This is a genomic window from Sinorhizobium sp. 8-89, from assembly GCF_030124325.1.
GTDB lineage: Bacteria > Pseudomonadota > Alphaproteobacteria > Rhizobiales > Rhizobiaceae > Sinorhizobium.
Genome location: NZ_JASKLR010000014.1, coordinates 68,606 through 90,143 on the forward strand (window position 1 = coordinate 68,606; position 21,538 = coordinate 90,143).

Annotated in this window: 25 protein-coding genes and 1 pseudogene; 21 read left to right on the forward strand and 5 right to left on the reverse strand. The window is 59.3% G+C overall.

Annotation, left to right across the window (positions count from 1 at the left end):
- Positions 1–414 precede the first annotated feature (414 nt).
- Both glmS and QN219_RS34215 read left to right on the forward strand, forming a co-directional pair.
- Entirely contained in the window at positions 415–2,241 is a 1,827-nt protein-coding gene (gene glmS, locus QN219_RS22965; RefSeq protein WP_284002371.1) for a glutamine--fructose-6-phosphate transaminase (isomerizing), read from the forward strand.
- Between the two features lie 336 nt (positions 2,242–2,577).
- A pseudogene (locus tag QN219_RS34215) lies at positions 2,578–3,173 on the forward strand (hypothetical protein).
- 231 nt (positions 3,174–3,404) lie between these two features.
- Here QN219_RS34215 and QN219_RS22975 read toward each other — a convergent pair.
- Together QN219_RS22975 and QN219_RS22980 are read right to left on the reverse strand one after the other, a co-directional pair.
- Positions 3,405–3,650 carry a hypothetical protein gene (locus QN219_RS22975; protein WP_284002373.1) on the reverse strand — a complete coding sequence of 82 codons (246 nt, stop codon included), beginning with the start codon at positions 3,648–3,650 and terminating at the stop codon, positions 3,405–3,407.
- Positions 3,651–3,925: 275 nt separating this feature from the next.
- Positions 3,926–4,138, reverse strand: coding sequence for a helix-turn-helix transcriptional regulator (locus QN219_RS22980; RefSeq protein WP_283979491.1), 213 nt, complete (start codon positions 4,136–4,138; stop codon positions 3,926–3,928).
- Positions 4,139–4,161: 23 nt separating this feature from the next.
- Between QN219_RS22980 and QN219_RS22985 the strand changes: the two genes are divergently transcribed.
- The 4 genes from QN219_RS22985 to QN219_RS23000 all read left to right on the forward strand — a co-directional run bounded on the left by QN219_RS22985 (position 4,162) and on the right by QN219_RS23000 (position 5,652).
- Positions 4,162–4,437: a hypothetical protein gene (locus QN219_RS22985; RefSeq protein WP_284002375.1), complete on the forward strand. Its 276-nt coding sequence runs from the start codon at positions 4,162–4,164 to the stop codon at positions 4,435–4,437.
- Positions 4,438–4,440: 3 nt separating this feature from the next.
- On the forward strand, positions 4,441–4,704 hold the full coding sequence (locus tag QN219_RS22990; RefSeq protein WP_283979492.1) for a DNA -binding domain-containing protein: 264 nt from the start codon (positions 4,441–4,443) through the stop codon (positions 4,702–4,704).
- 158 nt (positions 4,705–4,862) lie between these two features.
- Complete coding sequence (locus tag QN219_RS22995; protein ID WP_283979493.1) at positions 4,863–5,075, forward strand: transcriptional regulator domain-containing protein; 213 nt, start codon at positions 4,863–4,865, stop codon at positions 5,073–5,075.
- Positions 5,056–5,652, forward strand: coding sequence for a DUF2285 domain-containing protein (locus tag QN219_RS23000; RefSeq protein ID WP_284002376.1), 597 nt, complete (start codon positions 5,056–5,058; stop codon positions 5,650–5,652). The genes QN219_RS22995 and QN219_RS23000 overlap by 20 nt, the downstream gene beginning before the upstream one ends.
- A 310-nt stretch (positions 5,653–5,962) precedes the next feature.
- Here the strand turns inward: QN219_RS23000 and QN219_RS23005 are convergent, their stop codons facing one another.
- Positions 5,963–6,193 carry a hypothetical protein gene (locus QN219_RS23005; RefSeq protein ID WP_284002378.1) on the reverse strand — a complete coding sequence of 77 codons (231 nt, stop codon included), beginning with the start codon at positions 6,191–6,193 and terminating at the stop codon, positions 5,963–5,965.
- Between the two features lie 166 nt (positions 6,194–6,359).
- Between QN219_RS23005 and QN219_RS23010 the strand changes: the two genes are divergently transcribed.
- From QN219_RS23010 to QN219_RS23065, 12 genes are all read left to right on the forward strand, one after another.
- Positions 6,360–6,632 (forward strand): helix-turn-helix domain-containing protein, encoded by a 273-nt coding sequence (locus QN219_RS23010; protein WP_284002380.1) that lies wholly within the window; start codon positions 6,360–6,362, stop codon positions 6,630–6,632.
- A gap of 16 nt (positions 6,633–6,648) precedes the next feature.
- Positions 6,649–7,509: a replication initiator protein A gene (locus QN219_RS23015; protein WP_284002382.1), complete on the forward strand. Its 861-nt coding sequence runs from the start codon at positions 6,649–6,651 to the stop codon at positions 7,507–7,509.
- A 250-nt stretch (positions 7,510–7,759) separates the two neighbouring features.
- The gene (locus tag QN219_RS23020) at positions 7,760–8,278 is read left to right on the forward strand and encodes a DUF2840 domain-containing protein (RefSeq protein WP_284002384.1); all 519 of its coding nucleotides are present in this window, start codon (positions 7,760–7,762) and stop codon (positions 8,276–8,278) included.
- On the forward strand, positions 8,275–8,826 hold the full coding sequence (locus QN219_RS23025) for a S26 family signal peptidase (protein ID WP_284002386.1): 552 nt from the start codon (positions 8,275–8,277) through the stop codon (positions 8,824–8,826). Before QN219_RS23020 ends, QN219_RS23025 begins: the two co-directional genes overlap by 4 nt.
- The gene (locus tag QN219_RS23030) at positions 8,823–9,149 is read left to right on the forward strand and encodes a DUF736 domain-containing protein (protein WP_284002388.1); all 327 of its coding nucleotides are present in this window, start codon (positions 8,823–8,825) and stop codon (positions 9,147–9,149) included. Before QN219_RS23025 ends, QN219_RS23030 begins: the two co-directional genes overlap by 4 nt.
- A gap of 149 nt (positions 9,150–9,298) precedes the next feature.
- Positions 9,299–10,156 carry a lytic transglycosylase domain-containing protein gene (locus QN219_RS23035; protein ID WP_284002390.1) on the forward strand — a complete coding sequence of 286 codons (858 nt, stop codon included), beginning with the start codon at positions 9,299–9,301 and terminating at the stop codon, positions 10,154–10,156.
- Positions 10,157–10,397: 241 nt separating this feature from the next.
- Entirely contained in the window at positions 10,398–12,140 is a 1,743-nt protein-coding gene (locus QN219_RS23040) for a VirD2 family relaxase/mobilization nuclease (protein WP_284002392.1), read from the forward strand.
- A 130-nt stretch (positions 12,141–12,270) separates the two neighbouring features.
- Complete coding sequence (locus tag QN219_RS23045) at positions 12,271–14,292, forward strand: conjugal transfer protein TraG (protein WP_284002393.1); 2,022 nt, start codon at positions 12,271–12,273, stop codon at positions 14,290–14,292.
- Positions 14,293–14,295: 3 nt separating this feature from the next.
- Entirely contained in the window at positions 14,296–14,727 is a 432-nt protein-coding gene (locus QN219_RS23050) for a CopG family transcriptional regulator (RefSeq protein ID WP_284002394.1), read from the forward strand.
- Positions 14,728–15,589: 862 nt separating this feature from the next.
- Complete coding sequence (locus tag QN219_RS23055; RefSeq protein ID WP_284002395.1) at positions 15,590–16,051, forward strand: hypothetical protein; 462 nt, start codon at positions 15,590–15,592, stop codon at positions 16,049–16,051.
- Positions 16,052–16,082: 31 nt separating this feature from the next.
- Positions 16,083–16,460, forward strand: coding sequence for a hypothetical protein (locus tag QN219_RS23060; protein ID WP_284002396.1), 378 nt, complete (start codon positions 16,083–16,085; stop codon positions 16,458–16,460).
- Between the two features lie 46 nt (positions 16,461–16,506).
- Positions 16,507–17,421, forward strand: coding sequence for a pyridoxal-phosphate dependent enzyme (locus QN219_RS23065; protein WP_284002397.1), 915 nt, complete (start codon positions 16,507–16,509; stop codon positions 17,419–17,421).
- Between the two features lie 828 nt (positions 17,422–18,249).
- Here the strand turns inward: QN219_RS23065 and QN219_RS34220 are convergent.
- Together QN219_RS34220 and QN219_RS23070 are read right to left on the reverse strand one after the other, a co-directional pair.
- Complete coding sequence (locus QN219_RS34220; RefSeq protein WP_405052189.1) at positions 18,250–18,582, reverse strand: CDP-alcohol phosphatidyltransferase family protein; 333 nt, start codon at positions 18,580–18,582, stop codon at positions 18,250–18,252.
- On the reverse strand, positions 18,579–19,016 hold the full coding sequence (locus QN219_RS23070) for a hypothetical protein (RefSeq protein WP_284002399.1): 438 nt from the start codon (positions 19,014–19,016) through the stop codon (positions 18,579–18,581). The genes QN219_RS34220 and QN219_RS23070 overlap by 4 nt, the downstream gene beginning before the upstream one ends.
- A gap of 140 nt (positions 19,017–19,156) precedes the next feature.
- Here QN219_RS23070 and QN219_RS23075 point away from each other — a divergent pair, with 140 nt between their 5' ends.
- The 3 genes from QN219_RS23075 to QN219_RS23085 are packed head-to-tail and all read left to right on the forward strand — an operon-like array spanning position 19,157 to position 21,513.
- The gene (locus tag QN219_RS23075) at positions 19,157–20,218 is read left to right on the forward strand and encodes a hypothetical protein (RefSeq protein WP_284002401.1); all 1,062 of its coding nucleotides are present in this window, start codon (positions 19,157–19,159) and stop codon (positions 20,216–20,218) included.
- Complete coding sequence (locus tag QN219_RS23080) at positions 20,200–21,063, forward strand: aminotransferase class I/II-fold pyridoxal phosphate-dependent enzyme (RefSeq protein WP_284002460.1); 864 nt, start codon at positions 20,200–20,202, stop codon at positions 21,061–21,063. The genes QN219_RS23075 and QN219_RS23080 overlap by 19 nt, the downstream gene beginning before the upstream one ends.
- Before the next feature lie 60 nt (positions 21,064–21,123).
- Positions 21,124–21,513 carry a DeoR family transcriptional regulator gene (locus tag QN219_RS23085; RefSeq protein ID WP_284002403.1) on the forward strand — a complete coding sequence of 130 codons (390 nt, stop codon included), beginning with the start codon at positions 21,124–21,126 and terminating at the stop codon, positions 21,511–21,513.
- The last annotated feature ends 25 nt before the right edge of the window (positions 21,514–21,538 follow it).

Sequence of the window (21,538 nt, forward strand, 5' to 3'; positions counted from 1 at the left end):
TCTTACTTCTCTGCGGCAGCTTCCCTGTCTGAGCGGCTGCATGGCGCCCTGGGGACGTTCAGTCATCAATGCGTCGATAGAAACGAATAGTCTGAGATCAAGGCCCTTCAAACGCGTTATCCCGGTGCATTAATTGCACGAATGAGTGTGATCCAAAGAATCAATTTTCACCAACCTGGTGAGTGCCATTAGAAAGCGCTGGTCAGAAATCAAGTGTATCGCCGGTAGCTTGATTCTCGGCACGAAAATTCTACCACCGGCATTTCGCCAGCGTCGCGATTGACGGTGGCAGGCGATGCGCATCGAAGAAGTCATCGCGTGGCTGGGGGCGATACGCGAGCTACTGATGTAGCCTTGCTCACGTGCGGTATTTGAGTACGCCGCGATCGGCGTGGAAGGGGCGCGGAGAGGGTTATGTGCGGGATTGTTGGCATCGTCGGGAGCCAGCCGGTATCGGAACGGCTGGTCGAGGCATTGGAGCGGCTGGAGTATCGCGGTTATGATTCGGCCGGCGTCGCAACCATCCACGGGGGCCGGCTGAAGTGCCGCCGCGCCGAGGGGAAGCTGTTCAATCTCGAAGCGAAGCTGAAAGAGGAGCCACTGGCCGGCAGCATCGGCATCGCCCACACGCGCTGGGCGACGCATGGCGCGCCGACGGAGCGCAACGCACATCCCCATTTCACCGACGGCGTTGCCGTGGTCCACAACGGCATCATCGAGAACTTCGCGGAATTGAAGGATGAACTTGCCGCATCAGGCGCCGAGTTCCGCACCGATACCGATACGGAAGTCGTGGCGCATCTCCTGGCGAAATACCATCGCGATGGTATGGGGCGCCGCGAAGCGATGCACGCGATGCTGAAGCGCGTTACCGGGGCCTATGCCCTCGCCGTGCTCTTTGAGGATGACCCATCGACGATCATGGCAGCCAGAAACGGGCCGCCGCTCGCGATCGGCCATGGCGACGGTGAAATGTTCCTGGGGTCGGACGCGATCGCCTTGGCGCCCTTCACCAATGAAATCACCTATCTGATCGATGGCGACTGGGCCATTATCGGCAAGGCCGGTGCGCACGTCTTCGACATTGACGGCAATGTCGTAACGCGTCCGCGTCAGATTTCGATGGCCGCGGCCTATATGGTCGACAAGGGCAATCATCGCCATTTCATGGAGAAGGAAATCTACGAGCAGCCGGAGGTCATCTCCCACGCGCTCGGTCACTACATCAACTTCATTGAAAACCGGGTGACGGCCGTCTCCGATGCCATCGATTTCGCCAAAGTGCCGAGCCTTGCGCTTTCCGCCTGCGGTACCGCTTATCTCGCCGGACTGGTCGGCAAGTACTGGTTCGAGCGTTATGCGCGCCTGCCAGTTGAGATCGATGTGGCTTCAGAGTTTCGCTATCGCGAGATCCCGCTCTCGCCGCAATCGGCCGCTCTTTTCATTTCGCAGTCCGGCGAAACGGCTGATACGCTGGCATCGCTCCGGTACTGCAAGGAACACGGCCTGAAGATCGGTGCCGTCGTCAATACCCGCGAATCGACGATCGCGCGGGAATCCGACGCCGTCTTCCCGATCCTCGCCGGTCCCGAAATCGGCGTCGCATCGACCAAAGCTTTCACCTGCCAGCTTGCCGTGCTCGCCACGCTTGCCATCGGTGCTGGCCGGGCGCGAGGCACGGTCAGCGAGCAGGAAGAACAGGCGCTGGTGAGAAGTCTCGCTGAGATGCCGCGCATCATGGGTCAGGTGCTGAACAGCATCCAGCCGAAAATCGAGCTCCTGTCGCGCGAATTGTCGAAGTGCCGTGACGTGCTCTACCTCGGCCGCGGCACCAGCTTCCCGCTGGCGATGGAAGGCGCACTGAAGCTCAAGGAGATTTCCTACATCCACGCAGAGGGCTATGCGGCCGGTGAACTGAAGCATGGCCCGATCGCGTTGATCGACGAGAACATGCCGGTCATCGTCATCGCGCCGCACGACCGGTTCTTCGACAAGACGGTCTCGAACATGCAGGAAGTTGCCGCTCGTGGCGGGCGCATCATTCTTATCACGGATGAAACGGGAGCTGCCGCCACGAAGCTCGACACGATGCATACGATCGTGTTGCCGAATGTCGACGAGATCATCGCACCGATGATCTTCGCGCTGCCGATCCAGCTTCTTGCCTATCACACGGCCGTGTTCATGGGCACCGATGTCGATCAACCGCGCAACCTCGCCAAGTCGGTAACGGTCGAATGATCATCCGGCCGGAAACGGGACGTTTCCGATCGTGCATATTCCCGCTCCAGGACGAACTCGGCCCGTTTGAGCAAAAACCGCTCCCTTGCATTGACGAACATCTTTCGCTCCCCCCGCATTTGGTTCAACCCTTCGATAGAGCAAGCCGGTCGTGGACACCGCAACGCGACCGTCATCGAAAAGGCCGCTTGTAGAGAGGATGGCCTCAGTCCATCCTCAGCAGGGGAGATATTCGCCGGCAGTCACGTCATGGTGCCCGGCCCGAAGGGCGTGTGAGGAAACGATAGCTGCAGCGCGATTGCAGTCCAGGTTTTGCTCAAGGTTGGGGGGAACACTATGAAAACACCTTGGAAGTTCCTTGCTCAACTGACGTCGCGGCGAAAACCGACGAAAGTGCAAGAGAATTCGATTGGACACGACACTGATCCCGAGGCTCTTGAAAGCGAAGCGGAACAGCTCAGCACTTCCGTCCGATGATCCAACGGAAGCGTCCAGCACACCTGATCACGATGCGGATATCGCTGTTGATCAAGTACCAATGGTATCGGGTAAGGCGAACGGCGATCCCACTGTCGCGCAGGCAACGGGCCTGCCGATTGATATTGAAAAGGCTCAATCCCCTGCGTCCAATGAAGCCCATCATTCGGGTGTCGAGGCGGATGCATCGGGGGATAAAGGCGAGGCAAGCACACCGTCCCAAAGAAAACCGGGGATGAGGCGTCGAGAGCGTGCGAAGAAAGCCCCCACGTGATTGCGCAGAGCGCTGTCGCCACAAATGAGTCTCAAAGCGTACAACTCTCGTCCGCCGGGGATCCGTTCTTCGATGAAGTGGCAATCCTCGACGAGGAAATTAACGACGCCTGCTGGCCCAAAAGCTTTATCTGCAGAACGTCCAGCTTAAAAATATGCTTCAGCGTTTCGACGTTTTTTGACCTCGACGTCAACTGACGCTGGACTTGGGGAGATGCTGCAGGACGTAATTCGCCGAAGCTTTGAGCCCTGCTCGGAAGCGGGAGCCGGCGGGTGTGCCAGCAGGTCGGCTGGCCGTGCGGCTGGACGGAACGAATTCATGTCCCACCATCCCGACCTATGGCCCATGCCAACGCTGTTGTCCTGGACTTCCACGACCTCGGAAGTCGACAAGGACGCCTTCATTGCAGCGTTTAACGGTTGCTTCCAGGCGCAATGTCGGGACTAGCCCTGGTTCCTGGCCCTTCCGGAGTCCCCGAAAGATGGAGCATCGGCGTCGAGACGATGCAGAACGCCTTATAGAACGTTGCAAACAAGGGCTCGATTTCAATGGAAAATTCAGGAAGAGCAACCAGACCGCCTTCCTGAAAGAGGTGATGCTTAGGGAGCGGGCCCGGCCTGAGTGTTCGCGCGTGCCCGCCGGAATCGATCTCGGTCATGCACGGCATGTCGGCCCACCACCAAGTCGCATCAGGCTACGTGCCTTGATGTAGAGGCAAAGGCAAGGGCCTGCTTGAAACGCGCAGAGGACCGGAAGCGAAGCAAGTTTTCGCTTCCGGTCCTTCGGCCCGCCGCAAGTCAACCCTGTTGCTCTGGAACCTGCCGCATTTGAGCAAAGCGAGAACCCTCCATTACCGCATAGCCGTATTCTTGTTTCGCAAGAGGTAATTGCGGCGCTTCCGCCCGCTCGCGAAAGCACTGTCAGGACAGTCTGCTAAGATGTGCGTCGCAAAAGGTCACACGGATCGACGCCAAGGCAATCTGCGATGCGCCCGAGGACTGTGACACTGGCGGACACTCTTGCACGTTCGATCGCGCCGACATAACGCATGCTCAACCCAGCCTGCGCCGCCAGTTCCTCCTGGGTCAGTTTCTTCGCGTGGCGAATGCGACGCAGATTGACCGCCATGGCGTCCTTCAAGTCCATGGCTGATGGGAAACAGACTAGGAATGATCGTTCTAGGAACGATCATTCCTATTCGTCACGGATGTGGTATAAGGCAAGCCGAAATTTTGAGCTCGAAGCGGCAAGCCCATCGCTTCATCAGCCCGTCGAATGGGACTTCAAACACCTTCGGGTTTCAATGGTCTTTACAACTGCAACTGTTCGTTCATTTCAGCGATAACCGCATTCCGGACTTGCCAGAAAGTTGGCGTTATGAAACTCTTACCTCGGCCGATGGGTTGCAGCCCGACTGGAACGGGCGCCCGCATAGTGAGGACTGATCGATGAGCAAGCCCTTGCGCGAAGACGGCCCCCCTCTGACCGAGAGAGTGAACGACTACGATGAAGCTCACTTCTCAACCTATCTCCGCCTGCTCGACGCCGACGCGGAAGGCGCTGACTGGCGCGAGGCGGTCAAGATCATCTTCGGCATCGATCCTGAGGCCGATCCTGTCCGGGCAAAACGTATTCACAACACCCACCTTGCTCGCGCCCGCTGGATGACGGAGGTCGGTTACCGTCACCTGCTCGATCCCCGCATGCAATGATGTTCCGGGAACGCCACGTTGCCGCCATTCATCAAGATACGCATTTTTTTGAGGGAATTGTGCGGGGGCGCCATTCCAAATTTCGGGGTTGTTCCCCTCCCGGCGCGATGAATAGATGAGCGACTCTCTCATGTTCGCATCCGGAAAGGGATTTGCCGATGGAACCATTAGAGGATTGGCGCTCGCCGAAGTTCGAACAGGAACTTGGCCGTTTGGATCGAGGCGGTATCAGCTTCGAATTTCTCAGACGCAATGACGAGTATCGGGCCGATTACAAGGCCGCAACGGACGAGAGTTCCAAGGACACTCACGCGCTCGTTGCGGCGAGGGAGGGCTTGACCCGGCGGTGGGGTGTCATGTTTCCCCGTTAACCCGTACCGGCCCGCCAGCAATTCCAACCCCATCTGGGTACCGCAGCTCTATCCGGCAACGCTTATCGTCGCGCCGGCGCCGCCCGGTTTCGAGGACTGCCTTTCCCTCGACCCCGGAGCCTTGCCGATTGCAAACGCCGTTCTTCGCGACGGCTTCCATGTGTGCATCCCGGATGCCGATGGTCTTCATCGACTGTGGTTTCCGAACGGCGATGCGCCGCTCAAGGCCGCTGTCGTCATTCCGCTCGACGCTCATCTTTCCGAGCGCCTGCTGAGCCTGCAGCGATGGCACCGCTGGCTCTCGCGCAACGCATCCCGTCCGTGGCCGCGCTGGCAACGCTTCTCGCCCTACCGGGTTCACCGCTTCAGCCTGATGCTGCGTGCCTGGGATGGCGTCAGCAAGGGTGCAGCCCGGCAAGAGGTTGCGAGCGTCCTTCTCAATCCGGACCTCAAGACGCTGCGCTCCATCGACTGGAAAAATACGCCGGAGCGCCGCAGGGTCCACCGCCTCTTGAAAGCCGCACGCGCCCTGATCGAGGGAGGCTATAGCCGCCTTTTGAAACCTGGTTCCGAATAGGGTGATGCCCGCCGGCTGGTCGTCGGATAAGGCCACGGCGCCTGGCGGCGCCGTGGCTCTCCTCTCTCTGACGTCCCAGTTTACGCCAGCCCATCCGGCGTCAAGGCCATCGCGCTCTCCTCCAATTTTCTGGCGCCTTCCCTCGCATGGCTCGGGCCGCTTCGCGACGGCACCAGAAAATCGACTCCCCGCTCGCCGCACTGCGGCTGCGTTCCGCGGTCCTTGACCGCTCTGGTCTACAGCGTGGGCTCCTTTCGTCAGAGACACGAAAGGAGATGACACATATCTGAATTCGACCATCTCGCACTGTTTACGAATGCTCTCGGGCTTTCGGCTCGTGGTTCTCGCCAACCGCTTCGGCGCTGAGGACGAATTTTCCAACGCGCTTCATGCTGATCGACGGCCTCGAAGCCGCGATCGCATTCTCCCGCCGAATCATGAAAATGGAGCGCGAAGCGTCCGACGGGGCGGCTCTCATCTCTTCCTGCCCGCGAGCGATGACGGCCAGGATCGACTGGCCGCCAACGCCATGAAGGGGCATGCAACATCTTTTAAGCCAAGATCACGTCGGCTTGGCTCGTCCTTCTCCATTGCAGGGGGACGTTCCCACGAACCCACGCATTCTGTCACTCCGCCCTGCCTTGTGACCTTCGCCATCGTCGCAACCGACCCGCCCGTTCCGTGGCGGTTGCGACGGAGGCCCCACAATGCAACAGAAAACCGATCCTGACTGGCCGCGCTTCGTGCGCACACCCGAGGCTGCTCAACTGCTCGATCTTTCTCCCCGAACCCTCGAAAAGCACCGCTGCGAGGGAACCGGCCCGATATACCGGAAGCTTGGGGGCCGGGTCGTCTACTCGGTCGCCGACCTTCAAGCCTGGGTCGAGGCCGCCGCCCGCAAGTCGACGGCGCATCCCAGATCGAAGGAAAGCGCGCCGCGGCCGCGTATAACCGGCGGCACGGCCGCCGTCTTGCGCTGAGCCCCGGGCGATAAACATGACATTGCACCGGACATATCAAGGCGAGCAGCTCGAACTGTTCCAGGCACGTGGCGGCGGAATTGCTACGCGCGATGCTCAGGACCTGATGTCATGGCCATTCTTCTCGCTTGCCAAGTCCCGCCGCGTGACGCCGATCGACTTCCGCATGGGGGACGTCTGGCTCCGCGTCGAGGCGACCGCAGAGCACGGCATGGCGACTATTTGGGACGCAGACATTCTGATATGGGCCGCTTCGCAGATTGTGGAGGCGCGCGACAAGGGCCTGCGCACGTCGCGCTTCATGTCGGCAACACCCTATGAGATTCTCACTTTCATCAGCCGCGACGACTCCGCCCGCAGCTATGAACGGCTGAAAGCGGCTTTCGATCGATTGCAGTCCACTACTGTCGTTACCTCGATCCGCCAACTGTCCGAACGGCGGCGCCATCGCTTCTCGTGGATCTCCGAATGGAAGGAGCGGCTGGATGCCGCCGGCCGACCCCTTGGCATCGAGCTGATCCTTGCGGACTGGTTTTATGCCGGCGTTATCGACAATGCGCTGATCCTGACCATCGACCCGGCCTACTTCAGCCTGACGGGTGGCCTCGAGCGCTGGCTTTACCGCCTAGTGCGCAAGCACGCAGGACGTCAGACATGGGGCTGGAGCTTCGATCTTAAGCACCTGCATCTGAAATCCGGCAGCCTATCACCACTCCGGCGCTTCCGTTTCGAGATCAGGTCCATCGTCGGCCGTCAGCCGCTTCCGGGCTACCGGCTCGCGCTTTCCATCGACCCGAACGGGTGCGAGCGTCTGACCTTCCGACCGGTGAGCCCGGAGTGTCCCGTCACACAGCGCGTTGCGGGAGCGTTATCATGAGCCGTTTCCCGCCGATCCGTGAAAGAGGCAGCAGTGGACAAGCTGTGGATGGGCCCGTGCTATCGGGAACACTCAAGCCCGTGCCATCGGGAACGCCATTCCCGTGCTATCAGGAACGCGGACCGGTCTTAAGCTTCGGAATCAGAAAAGGAATTCCGGCCCCTTTTAACATACCTAACAAAGAATCCTTCGGATTCTTCCTAACGCACCCCCGCAAATCTGCTGCTGTGGAGCACGTGGGAGAAGCGCCATGAAGGGGTACCCGAAGCCTGACGGCTTTCCCGTGGGAGCGACGTTGGTCGAGCTCACATGGCGCAAAGGACGGATCGAGCACTGGATCCGCTTCGGAAAGTTCGCCGCCGAGCAAAGGCTCGGACGGGAAAGACGCATCGTCGGATTTGCGTCAGGCAGCGTCTTCGCCTTTGTGCGTTGGGCGGCGAACGACTACGGCACGGTGATCTCCCGTATCGATATCGTGCGTGCCGTCTATGCCGGCGAAGCGTACCAGACCCTGCCGTTCGTTCGGCCGGGAGGCGACATTCTCCTGCGCCTCCATAACTGGGCTAAGGTCGAAACCGTGCTCATCGCGATCGACGCGATTGAGGCGCTCGGCATCGATCCCGCTGATGTCGCGCCCGAGCATTGGCGGCATCTCCACAATCGCCTGAGCGTCAATGAGCCCTTCCGCTGCTATTCGCACGAGCAGCACCGCGCCTGGCTCAAGCGGGCGGCCATCGGCGATCCTTCCGCGGACGGAGAAGCACGATGACGCGCTTTTCCTGGATCATTGCAACCTATGTCTCGGCTCTTGCAGCGACGGCTTTTGCTATCCTCCAGCCGCAGAAGAAGCTGATCTGGAACGCCTCTGCCAGTGCGCCGGTCGGGCTCTATCGTGTCGAGACGACGGATCATATCAACGTCACCGATCTGGCCGTGGTCATGCCCCCCGACAACGTCGCCAGCTTCCTCGATCAACGCCAGTATCTGCCGAAGGGCGTACCGCTCTTGAAGCGCGTGCTGGCACTTGCGGGCACCACGGTCTGCCGTGAAGGCGGAACGATCACCGCCTACGACGCAGTCTACGGCGTCGCGCTCGACCACGACAGCCGCGACCGTCCTCTGCCCGTTTGGCAGGGCTGCGTCACGCTTCGACAAGACCAGGCCTTCTTCATGAACTGGGACGTGCCCGGCAGTCTCGACAGCCGGTATTTCGGGGCGCTTCCGCTTTCGACCGTCATCGGTCGCGCCGTTTCCGTCTGGACCATCGACGAACCTTCCCAATCCACTTCATCAGCCCACGAAAGGCAACCGCAATGACTCATATCGGAACCTTCACGCGCAAGGATGACGGCTTCTTCGGGCGCATTCGCACGCTCACTCTCGACACCGAAATCACGATCTTGCCGGCTGACGAGACGGACGTCGAGAACGCGCCAAACCACCGCGTCTTTGCCGCTGGTCAGGAAGTCGGAGCGGCATGGGATCGCACTGGTGAGCGCGCCGGCAGCTATCTTTCGGTCGCAATCGATGATCCATCTTTCATCGAGCCGATCCGCGCGCGTTTGTTCGAGTCTGATACCAGGAAGGATGTCTGGAATCTTCATTGGACGCGAAATGTCCGGCGCGACGAACAGGGCTGAGCCATGCGCATAGTCGTTCTCGCCATTCTTCAGGCTCAATCCCCGTGATCGATTGTGCACCGATTAATCCCCTCAACCCGATCGTCTTCGCGACAGCCGGCGCGCGCAGCGAAGGTCAAGGGCGGCGGCCAGTTTTCCGGAAGGCGGGCATGTCTTCCGGCGATGCCCGTCCGGAAAATCTTGACCGCCGGCAAAGCCTCGCCCTTGGCCGCAGCGAGCACGATGGCAGGCTCGCAGCAGTTCGAGAAGATGGCGTTGGCCCGGTCATGCGAGCGATCATGGCCTTGCCGATCGCACTCACAATAATCGTCTCTCTGCCTGGCGTTGCATCCGCCGATCCGCCGTCGAATGATCGGTTCGCGAACCGTGCGTCCGTTTCCCCGTCGTCCGATCCCTATGCCCGCTTCGTCGCCGAGGCCGCCAAACGCTTCGCCATTCCCGAGCGCTGGATACGCGCCGTCATGCATGTCGAAAGCCGGAACAACCCGGCCGCGGTCTCGCCGAAAGGTGCGATGGGGCTGATGCAGATCATGCCGGCGACGTGGCATGAATTGCGCACTCGTTATCGCTTGGGTAAGGACGCTTTCGATCCGCGCGACAACATTCTGGCGGGCGCTGTTTACCTCGCTGAACTGCATGATCTCTACGGTTCGCCTGGTTTCCTGGCAGCTTACAATGGAGGCCCCGGTCGCTACGAAAAACACCTCGTAACCGGCGACCCACTGCCCTTCGAGACCGTTGACTATGTTGCGAAGGTCGCGCCCATGATCGACACGGAAGCGCCGTCCGTCGTGCAAAACACCGCGCGTTCAGAGCGCAGTCGTTGGGTCGGTTCACCGTTGTTTGTCGTGCAGCGAACTCACCCAAACAGTTCTCGTCACGAAGCCCGCCCACTGACCTTCGGCCGCTCGGAGCACGAGCTCGCTATTGTCGATTTATCGGCGCTCGTGCCGGCCTCCGGTGGTCTGTTCGTTGGACGCGCGGCGGTGTGGGAGGGCCAACGGTGAGCAGCGTGGTTCTGAGCGCTGGCGCGAAGGCGATGGTAGTCTTAGCGGAAAGGAGCGGGGGAGCGAGGGAACCAACCCGGGCATGGCAAGATAAAAGACCGCACATCGCGGCTTGGACGGTCGGTTGTTTTGATTGGGTTTTCTGGCCATTTGCGCACATCGTCAGCGCGAAACGCGATGTGCGCACTGGCAAATTACCCTGCTGCTACAATGCATTGCGCACCTCGCGCCGTATTTCTTGATGACCAGGGACGATGATTTCCGCGTCCGGCCTGGCCGCATCCGATCATCTAAAAGCCAGCGGACAAGGCCCTTCATTGCGCAAGCGCTTGCCGCCGCTCAGAAGGCTGGCGGTCGTGTCTCTCCATCCGGCAAGATCAGCAGGGGCAACGGCCGCAGCCCGAGCTTCGCGCGCGGCCGTGTCGCAAGCGTCCGCGCCAATCGCTTCATCACCAACCGGACGCGGCTTTGCACGGTCAAGGCGCGGGTCGTGCGTAACAATGGCCGTCGTGCGCCTCTGTCGCGGCATCTCGACTATCTGCGGCGCGACGGCGTCACCCGCGACGGTGAAAAGGCGCACATGTTCGGCCCCGACAGCGACAACGTCGATGCGAAAGAGTTCGCCGAGCGGTGCGAGGATGACCGGCATCATTTCCGGTTCATCGTCTCGCCGGAAGACGCGGCCGACATGGAGGACCTGAGGCGCTTCACCCGCGAACTGATGAGCCAGGCCGAGAAGGACCTCGCCACCAGGCTCGACTGGATTGGGGTCGATCATTGGAACACTGACAATCCGCATGTCCACGTGATCCTGCGCGGACGCACGGACGACGGCCAGGACCTCGTCATCAACCGCGACTATATCCGATCCGGTCTCCGTGACCGGGCACAGGACCTCGTCACGCAGGAGATGGGGCCGCGAACCGATCTTGACATCAATCGTTCGCTCGACCGCCAGATCGACGTGGACCGCTGGACTCAACTGGACCGACAGCTTATCCAGGACGCTAACGCCCATGGTATTATCGATGTGGCGCCGTCAGCGGATGCGCAGCCCGACGAATATCTGGTCCAAAAGGTAGGCCGGCTTCGCTATCTCGAACGTCTTGGCCTTGCGCAAACCGTTGGTCCCGGCCAATGGATCGTCGCCGAAGAAGCCGAAGCCATCTTGCGGGAGCTCGGCACCCGCGGCGACATCATCAAGCGGATGCATCGGCTCCTCTCGGAGCAGGGAATCGAGCGTGGTGCTGCCGATTTTGTGCTTGCTGGCGAGGCGCAGGACGCGCCGGTTATCGGCCGGCTGGTCGAACGCGGCCTTGACGACGAACTGCGTGGCACCGCCTTTGCCGTCGTCGACGGCATCGACGGCCGCATCCATCACATCCGGGTTCCCGACCTCGAAGCGACGGGCGACAGCGCACCGGGTTCCATCGTCGAATTGCGGATGTTTCAGAGTGCGAGAGGCGAGTCGCGCGTGGCGCTGGCAGTGCGCTCTGATCTCTCGCTTGCGGCACAGATCAGGGCCGATGGCGCGACTTGGCTCGATCGCCAGTTGATTGCACGCGGCCCAAGTGATCTCGGAGGCGGCTTCGGACTTGAGGTAAGACAGGCGATAGAGGCGCGTACCGAACATCTGATCGGGGAGGGACTTGCGCGTCGCGAGGCGGGGAGGGTAGTTTTTGCCCGCGACCTGCTTAGCACTCTCCGCCAGCGCGAGCTTGACGCGCTCGGCGAGAAGCTCGCTCATGACTTGGGCATGCCGTTGCAGCAGGCGGCTCAAGGGGACTATGTCTCCGGCACCTATCGCCATCGCTTGACGCTTGCCTCCGGTCGCTTCGCCATGATCGACGACGGGCTCGGTTTCAAGCTCGTGCCGTGGACGCCCTCCATGGAGAAGCATATCGGCCAACATATCTCCGGCATTGCCCGAGTAGACGGGGGGATCGACTGGAGCTTCGGCCGAAAACGCGGGCTCGGTCTTTGAACTGCAAGGGACAAGTATTTTTACGAGCACGTTCTCTCCGCTACGACACCGGCTGCCTGGCGCGTTGCGAAGCATGTCTTGATGCCTTTCCACTGCAGCATTGCTTCGGTTGCAGAAGGAAGAGATCGCCTTGCCAGCCACGCGCGTGCTCTGGAGCCAGATCATCGTCGTCTTACTTATCGTGCTTGTCGCCATCTGGGGCGCGACTCAGTGGACGGCATGGCGGCTCGGCTTCCAACCGCAACTGGGGCTGCCGTGGTTCGAGCTGGCAAACCTGCCCGTCTATCCGCCGCCTGCGCTGTTTTGGTGGTGGTACTTCTATGACGCCTATGCGCCGCACGTTTTTCTCGAAGGGGGCGTGCTTGCCGCCTCCGGTGGGCTGCTTGCGATTGCGGCGGCTGTCGCCATGTCGATCTGGCGGGCGCGCGAGGCGAACGACGTTCATACGTACGGATCCGCCCGCTGGGCTGAACGCGAGGAGATCGAGAAGGCTGGCCTGCTCGGCGATGACGGCGTCGTGCTCGGTCGCTATGACGACGCCTACCTCCGTCACGACGGCGCCGAGCATGTGCTCTGCTTCGCGCCGACGCGATCCGGCAAGGGCGTCGGTCTTGTGGTGCCGACCCTGCTCACCTGGCCGGGCTCGGCCATCGTTCACGACATCAAGGGCGAGAATTGGGAGCTGACAGCCGGCTTTCGCGCTAGGCACGGCCGGGTCCTGCTCTTCGATCCGACCAATCCCAAATCGGCCGCCTACAATCCGCTGCTGGAAGTGCGGAAAGGCGAATGGGAGGTGAGGGACGTCCAAAATGTTGCCGACGTCCTGGTTGACCCGGAAGGCTCTCTCGAAAAGCGGAACCATTGGGAGAAGACGTCCCACTCGCTTTTGGTCGGCGCGATCCTGCATGTCCTCTATTCCGAGAAGGACAAGACGCTCGCGGGCGTCGCGGCCTTCCTTTCCGATCCGCGCCGGCCGATCGAGTCGACTCTCGCGGCGATGATGACAACGCAACATCTAGGAAAGAACGGCCCACATCCCGTCATCGCCGGTTCTGCACGGGAGCTGCTCAACAAATCCGACAACGAACGTTCCGGTGTGCTGTCGACGGCCATGTCGTTTCTGGGGCTCTACCGCGATCCCGTTGTGGCAACCGTCACCCGCCGATGCGACTGGCGGATCGCCGATATCGTAGGAGGGGCAAAACCGACGACGCTCTTTCTGGTCGTACCGCCGTCCGACATATCGAGGACCAAGCCGCTGGTGCGACTCGTGCTCAACCAGATCGGCCGGCGATTGACTGAGGATCTTCATTCGCGCGATGCCCGGCACCGTATGCTGATGATGCTCGACGAGTTTCCCGCTCTCGGCCGGCTCGACTTCTTCGAGAGCGCGCTGGCCTTCATGGCTGGCTACGGCATCAAGGCATTTCTCATTGCTCAGAGTCTTAATCAGATCGAAAAGGCCTACGGCCCCAATAATTCCATTCTCGACAACTGCCACGTGCGGGTGAGTTTCGCCACCAACGATGAGCGGACCGCCAAGCGCGTCTCCGACTCGCTCGGCACTGCGACCGAGATGCGCGCGATGCAGAACTACGCCGGCCATCGGCTGGCGCCCTGGCTATCGCACCTGATGGTCTCGCGCTCGGAGACGGCAAGACCGCTACTCACACCAGGCGAAGTCATGCAGCTTCCGCCCGACGATGAGATCGTAATGGTAGCCGGCATCTCCCCGATTCGAACGAAGAAGGCACGGTACTTTGAAGATGGGCGGTTCAGGGAACGTGTTCTGCCTGCTCCAGCGATCGACGGGCTCGGCGAGATTCGCGCCGCAACGGATGACTGGTCGAGCTTGGGGAATACGGAGGTCAAATCGACAACTGTCGACATCTGCACCACGAGTGCGAAAGGACCTCGGCCGGAAAGCTCCAATCCGAGCGACGACACGGCGACTGCAGGCCTTCGACGCGAGCCGGCACTGGAGGATTACAAGGAGATCGTACCGGAACGAATGGTCCCGCCAATCAATGAGTTCGACTTGGATACCGACGAGCCGGAAGGCGATGTCGCCGCAGATCGTGCGCTTTCGCACCGAATGCGCCAGGTCGCTCGACAGATTTCGATGGACCCAGGCGACGGTTTGGATTTGTGAGACATGGCAGTGCGTTCAGACAAGAAGCAGCGGCTGTCGGTCTATCTCGAGTTAGATCTGAAGCGCCGGCTTTCAGATTTTGCAGATCGGCGAGGGCAATCTGCTTCGCTCATCGCAGAGGCCGCCATTGCCTCTTTCCTCTCGCCTGATGCAGATGAGCGCAAAGAGGCGGCGGTCACGAGACGCCTCGATCGGATCGATCGTAGCCTTCACCGGGTTGAGCGGGATCTGGAGATCACGAGCGAAACTCTGGCCCTGTTTATTCGGTTCTGGCTAAATTCCACAGTTCCACTGCCAGATACAGCGCAGGTGGCAGCACGAGCTAAGGGTGGAGAGCGCTACGAGCAATTCATTGCGGCTCTTGGCCGTCGCCTGTCGCACGGTACGAAGCTCCAACAGGAGGTGTCTGAAGAGGTCGCCCGCCAAGAACTCTAAGATCACATCGGTGCCGAGCCGATACCGAACTTCTACGCGATGGCAAACAGCTCGGCGTTCCGCAGGTGAACGAGGCTCCATAAGGCACTCCTGTCCAACCCTGTGTGCGCCATTGATGGCGAGACCGAGCTTGTGTTGCTGGCGCCCTTGAGTGCAATTGTGCGGCCAGATGGTTTGGCCGGACAGAAACGTGCAAGGCAGGGTACGACACGCGACAATGGAAGTCTGTCTGCTCCACTGCCGGCAGGCTCGTGCTCATCGTTGCAGACGTGACGATCGGATTTGCACAGAGGCGTTGCAATCCATCTTCCGCGCGTTCGGCCAAAAAAGTGGCAACGTCGAATGCGTGCAACGCGTGCCTTTGAGGAACGAGCGGCAGGGCCCTCAGAAATTCAGGCGCTGAATTCAGGGGGGTGGACTGGCCAGCGGCTGTTGGACCAGATTGACGAAAGGGAGGGAGCGCTTTGGAGTGGCGCTGAGCCGCTTGTCAGCCACGGCGTTTCGACCGCTCGACATGTTCCATCGATCATGACCGCCCGACAGTATTCGTCGGTGTTGCGGTTAAGGCTGCGGACATACCGGTTCCTGTGGACTAGGAGGCTACGGGAATTACCGGGGTAGACGATGTAGGCGGCGGCAGAGAGAAAACGTGGGGAATCCGACACTCCCGTAGATTTTCGATCCGCGACAAGGTGGGGTTTGGGCTCGCGTCCTGTTGCACTCTCATTTAAGCCTTTGAACGACAGCGGAAATTTCTTCTGAAGCTTTTAGGCGCAATTGGCACGACTTTTGAAGCTCTGTCATCGCGGGGCAGATCGTCGGCTGTGCCGTCAACGCCGATTTCATCAGCTGGAGAATCTTCATGCGTGCGATAGATGGGCGCGGTGAGGCTATCGGACACCATGGCGAGCTTGTTCAGGGCGTTTTCGAGGACGAGGATGCTCGCTTGCGCCGCGGCTTGGTCTCGCTGCCATGCCGCCACCTCAACTCAAAGGCACGGTTCAGGGCGAACGCAGAGGGGCGGGTGTCCGTAACCCCACGCCATTGTGAAAAGTCATTGCGTGCCGTGGAGCTCACGCTCAACAGATTCGCCGGGGTCAGGACTGGTGGGCACCTTACAATCGAAAGCAACATCCCTGTTGGACGCGGCATGGGTTCATCTACCGCCGATGTGCCGGCCAGCATTTTGGCCGTTCTCGATTCCCTGGATGTCCAGCCAACGCCTCATGAGGTGATGAAAATTGCAGTGAGCGCTGAGACGGCATGCGATTCCACGTGGTTCTCTCAGCAGGCGGTGCTCTTCGCACAAGGGGATCGTGATTGAATCATTCACAAACTCGCTCCCGCCCTTCGACTTGATCAGCGTCGATACAACTGGCGGGCAAAAGGTCGATACTCTCGCATTTGAGCCGGCACGGTATAGCCCTGAGGAGATCGAAACCTTTCGTCCTCTCCGGGCCCTCTTGCGTCGAGCGATCAAGGCGTCCGATTTCGCCTTGCTTGGCCGAGCAGCGACCGCGAGCGCTTGGATCAACGAGCGGTTCCTGCCAAAACCGCGCCTTACCGACATCGAAACTATCGGCGTTTGTCACGGCGCAGTCGGTGTACAGGTTGCCCACAGTGGGACAGTCGTTGGCTTAATGTTCGATCCAGCCAATGAAAAGACCTCCGACAACATGGAACGAGCGATGCATGACCTGAGAAAGTCGGGTTTTGAGCCCTCGATCGTCTAACATCGAGGCAACCGGTTGGAGAGAAGCAGTGTTCAACCGAGTTCTAATGCGCAAGTTTGAAGCTTTCGAGAATCCCCGAATTGTCGAGTTGAGCGATGGGGTGTATGGCGCCAGCTTCTTTCTTATGAAGCTCCTTCCTGCGCGCTTTATGCTGGAACGGGCCGTGGAGCAGGGATTGCTGAAGCCAGGTGCGACGATTTGTGAATCCTCCTCGGGCAACTCCGCTCTCGCCTTGGCCATGCTTGCCGTACAGCATGGCTACAAACTCATCCTGGTGAGCGACTGGACGCTCGACCGACACCTTCATCGGCGCCTTCTCGGGCTTGGCGCGCACGTGGAGATTGTCGACGAGCCGGCGCCCACTGGTGGGTTTCAACAGGCACGGTTGGACAGGCTTGGAGTGTTGCTTAAAGAGATACCGAACAGCTATTGGCCCGCGCATTACTCCAACGCGGACAATCCCATCGCCTATGCGAAATTCGCAGAACTGCTTATCGACAGGGTAGGAGAAATCGACTGTCTGGTCGGGTCTGTTGGATCGGGGGGATCCATCTGCGGCACGTCCAAGTATCTACGGATACTCTTTCCCGAGTTGCATGCCGTTGGCGTTGATGCGCCAGGGTCCGTTCTGTTCGGACAACGTAGTGGCAGGTTACGCCTTTACGGGACTAACATTGTACCTTCCAATCTCGACCACAGACACTTTGATGAGATTCACTGGCTGACGCGTGCGGAGGCGTTTTACGCGGCTCATCAGTTGCACCGGGACCATGGACTATTCTTAGGCCCCACCAGCGGTGCTGCATCAGAGTTGCCGATTGGTGGTCACACAGAAACCCAGGCAAGAAGGTGGTCGCGATCTTTCCCGACGAGGGGCATCGGTACGTCGAAACTGTGTACGACGAAAACTGGCTCTTCTCGGTTCCAGGATAGCCTTCGTCGGTGCACCCAGAGCCAATAGTTGTTGCAGCGCCTATGGTAGAAATGACCGGCTGGTCCTCGTATTTCTGGGGCAGGCGGACACTCGATGAAGTGCTCTCGAGCGTCGTCGAAAGTGGGCCAAAGCCTTCTCGCCTTCAGCCACTTGCCGGCATCAGACCTCCGCGGCAGGGCTGAGCTGGCGCGACATCTTTGGCAAGCTCCGGCATGATGGAGAGAGCCCGATCTCGGCCAACTCCACGGATAAATCTCACGCACACCCTGGGCGGCGGTCTTGATGTGATAGAGCTCCGAGATGGCCGCCTCCGGCGCCAACGCAGGCGAGGTCTGGTCCTGGCAAGATGTAAAATCGACATTTCACCAACAGCTCCTCACTGCTGCAGCATGCCGCGTCTGCTCGCCACGAGACCGGACGATCACCGTAGTGATTGTCATGGGAATGGCATTCGGCCAAAGGTGATATCGCGCTCCCCTTTCGAGTTCAGCGTGGATGCGACTTGGGCGGATCTAATGCTTGCGCGCAAACTCCATCAAGGAAGCAAGCCTCACGCTAGCTGCCACAACAGGAAGCACATTGCAGCGATGTACAGCAAGACAGCCGGTAACACGTTCGGACTTTCTCGCGGGAAATAGAATGGAGAGACATTCGCCACGGCGAAGAGCAAATACAGCGTGGTCACCATCGACCAGATCGTCTGAAATTGTAGCCACTTTGCCACCACGACTATCGCAGCCATGACCAGTATATTATGTGCGATCGGTAGACCCAAAACCTTCCCGTCGTGTGTGGCGCCATATACGTTGAAGAAGCTCAGGCGAATAACCCCCGTACAAGCAATAAACACGGCCGCTAGCCAGTGCGGCACCGCGTCCGGCGAAACGCACACGACGAAGACGATGGGTAAACCGCGCTGCTGACGAGGTCGGCAAACGAGTCAAGGTTCGCGCCCATTTCCTTGATCTGAGACGCCCTCGGTCCGATCTTTGTGGCCACCCACCCATCTACCCAGTCCGACGCGACTGCAAGTAGCGCGAAGATTAGCGACAGTTCGTACCTGCCCCTAATCGCATTGATTATCGCGATAATGGACAGGCAAAGCCCCATCTGGGTAACAATGTTCGGGAGATCCACGATGGTGACCAGCATACTGCGGGGTCTTTCTTCCAAGGGTGTGATTCTCATCTCCGATTCCTTTTGTTCTCTACCACTGCTAAACGTCTTCGGCGGGCGCTCTTTGGTGAGCTAGCAGACGACGAAAACAGGACCTGGGCTTGGCGATAGTCTTCCAAGTCATCGATCTCTATCCAGCGCGACCCATGACAGGCGACGGCGTGGATCTCATCCGCGTTCTTCGAGATCAGCTCCGTCAAAACATCTTCGTAAAACCACGATGAATTTCCCCGGCCGATCGCTTCCTCCATCGTCGGGACGAGATGTTGCTGAAGAAAATCCGCAGAGAATCGCTGAATGCTCAAGGTCTTTTGAAGTGAACCTGTTGAAGTTTCGGCATCTTCGTCCCTGCGGATTACTCGGAGCCGAGTGATCCTTTGACGGGCGTCGCCGGCCGCCAGCACCACCGCCGAGCGTGTCGCGTGTTGGCTTGAACATTGATCCATCAATGCATCTCAACTCTTTGGCGCACCTTGACTTAGAGTCCGACTTTGAAGTCGCACTAATCAACTATCCGATCTGGTAGTGGATAAAGGGCACGATCCTCAGTTATTTTTGAGGGCGTGCCCAGTTCGAGGATAGACAAATGCACAAAGTTCGGACTTTGGCGATTGTTATCATCGACCCTCGACAGACGATCTCGACCTGGAAAAAGCGCTTCTCAGCAGCCCTGGGTATGGTTGGCGGCACGTCGGTTCTGCGACGCTTATTATCTCAATTGGCACGTGCCGGCGTGCAGAAAACGATTGTCCTGGCGCGGGGAACTATGGGCGACATCGCCGGCGACTTCGGCGACGAGGTGGATGGGATGGAGCTCTGCTTACGCGCTCTGCCCAGGCCAAACGCCGGACGTCTTATTGACGCAGTAACGATAGATGAAATCGCCCACGTTGGCGGGGAAGTTCTGGTCTTCACCGATAATGTGGTTATGGACTTCGAGTTGATCGAGCGCCTGTTGCGGTCGCCGGACCGCAACATTGCCGCGGTCAGCAAATCACACGGCAGACGATCCCTGCGCATACTAGCGGACAACGTGCTGCGCCTTACAGCAATCCTACCCAACCGCTCTCTAAGACAGAAGAACGCCTCTGCCGACTCGAACCTGGTCGGCGTTTATAAGTTTAACTCCGCGCTCGTTCGCGCGATTGACCGAAACCGCCGGCATCGCACGCATGACGATCTCGAGTTCTTTGAAACCGCATTAGGAATTCCAGCACATCAGATGCACGTCATGTATGCCGAACCCCATCGTGCAGTGCCGGTGAACGATGCCGTCGAGCTTGAGACCGCCAATTTCGCGTTCAGTTCCAGTTCCGATCAGCTGGCAACGGTTGAACACTTGCACGGCGGTTATTGGCGGTATCCAGTCAGTGAGCACATCTTGCTCTGTAACTGCCATTTTCCTCCCGCCGCACTGTTCGACCGAGTCAGGGAACGCTTGCCGGAACTCCTTCATCTTTATCCTTCTGGTCATGACGAAATTGCCGCGCGTGTCGCGGAGATGGCTGACGTTCCGGCTGAGTGCCTTGCTATCGGCAACGGAGTGAGCGAGCTCCTGAAAGCCCTGTACGGTCACCTCGATCCACGCTTGTTATCCCGACTCCAACATTCGTTGAATATCAGAATGCGCTGGCACCGAAGAAGGTGAGTTGTTTCGAGCTTCCGGCTGACACTTTTGACCTCAACGTCAGTGATTTCGCAAATTATGCCAAAACGAGGCAAGCGTCGGTCGCTGTTGTCGTCAACCCGAACAACCCTACGGGACGGCTCGTTTCCGTGAAGAACCTATTGCGGTTGGCCTCGTCTCTTGCCGCCGCAAAATGTCGGCTAGTGATCGATGAGTCCTTCATCGAGTTCACAGGCGTCGGAAAGAAAAATTCGGTCGAGGGCTTCCTGAGCGAATATCCGAATATCATCATACTCAAAAGCCTATGCAAGATCATTGGATTGGGAGGCGCGCGGCTCGGCTATCTCGCCTCGGCAGACAAGCAGCTCGTCCAGGCAGTTCGCCGGCGACTTCCGCTGTGGAATGTAAACGGCATCGCCGAATATCTCCTTTGGATCCTGCCGGAATTTCGCGACGAGTGGCGCGCGAGCTTTCGACGCACCCGAGCGGACGTCAGGTCCTTCTCTCAGATGCTAAGGTCTATTCCAAACTTTAAAGTGTTCCCGTCCCATGCGAATTTTCTATTTTGCCGGATTCCGAATGCTTGGCCCGGAGCAAAACACGCTGCCGAAATCCTCGCTATCCGTTACGGCCTCTTGGTCAGGCATTGCGGATATCAATCCATGAAAGACGGCGATCGCTATTTGCGCCTGACCGCGAGAAGGAACGAAGAAAACACCGGTCTTGTGGCGGCGCTGCGCCAGATCAACGAGGATTTTAGTTCTTCGGTCAAGGCGGCAGCGACGGATTTCCCCGTCGCGTCCGCGCACCGTGCGGGCAATCTCCACGCGAGCAGCCTTCGGAGGCATCTTGATGTTGATGGCTAGCGCGGTCCTATCATTGCTACGGAAGCTGGTGGATGTATCGACTACCCCTTGGAGGGTTGGGTGGACAGCTTTTATCTCTCACGGCTCCCGCGCATTGGATCCTGCAGAGTAGCTCGGCTTTGGACGACTCCTCCGAGCCGCGAACTTAGATCATGGCCCCATGAACGAGTTAATGCGTCGTCCGCAATACCACATCAACACACCCCACACGGGTCGGTTCAAGCGGGCACCGACAGCTTTGAGCGCGAGTCGCCATCGCCGTATTGTGCAACGGAAACGGCGGAACTGCACGTCAATGATTTATCCGACATCTTGAGAGTGTCTCCAGAGACGATTCGACGTGACCTAAGGCGCCTTCAACAAAGAGGGTTGTTGCGTCGTGTCCATGGGGGCGCTGTGCTCTGCCAAGAGGTTAGAGCGCGGCCGTACCTCGAACGGGTGGACGATTAACACCAGAAAGGACGTCATTCCCGAG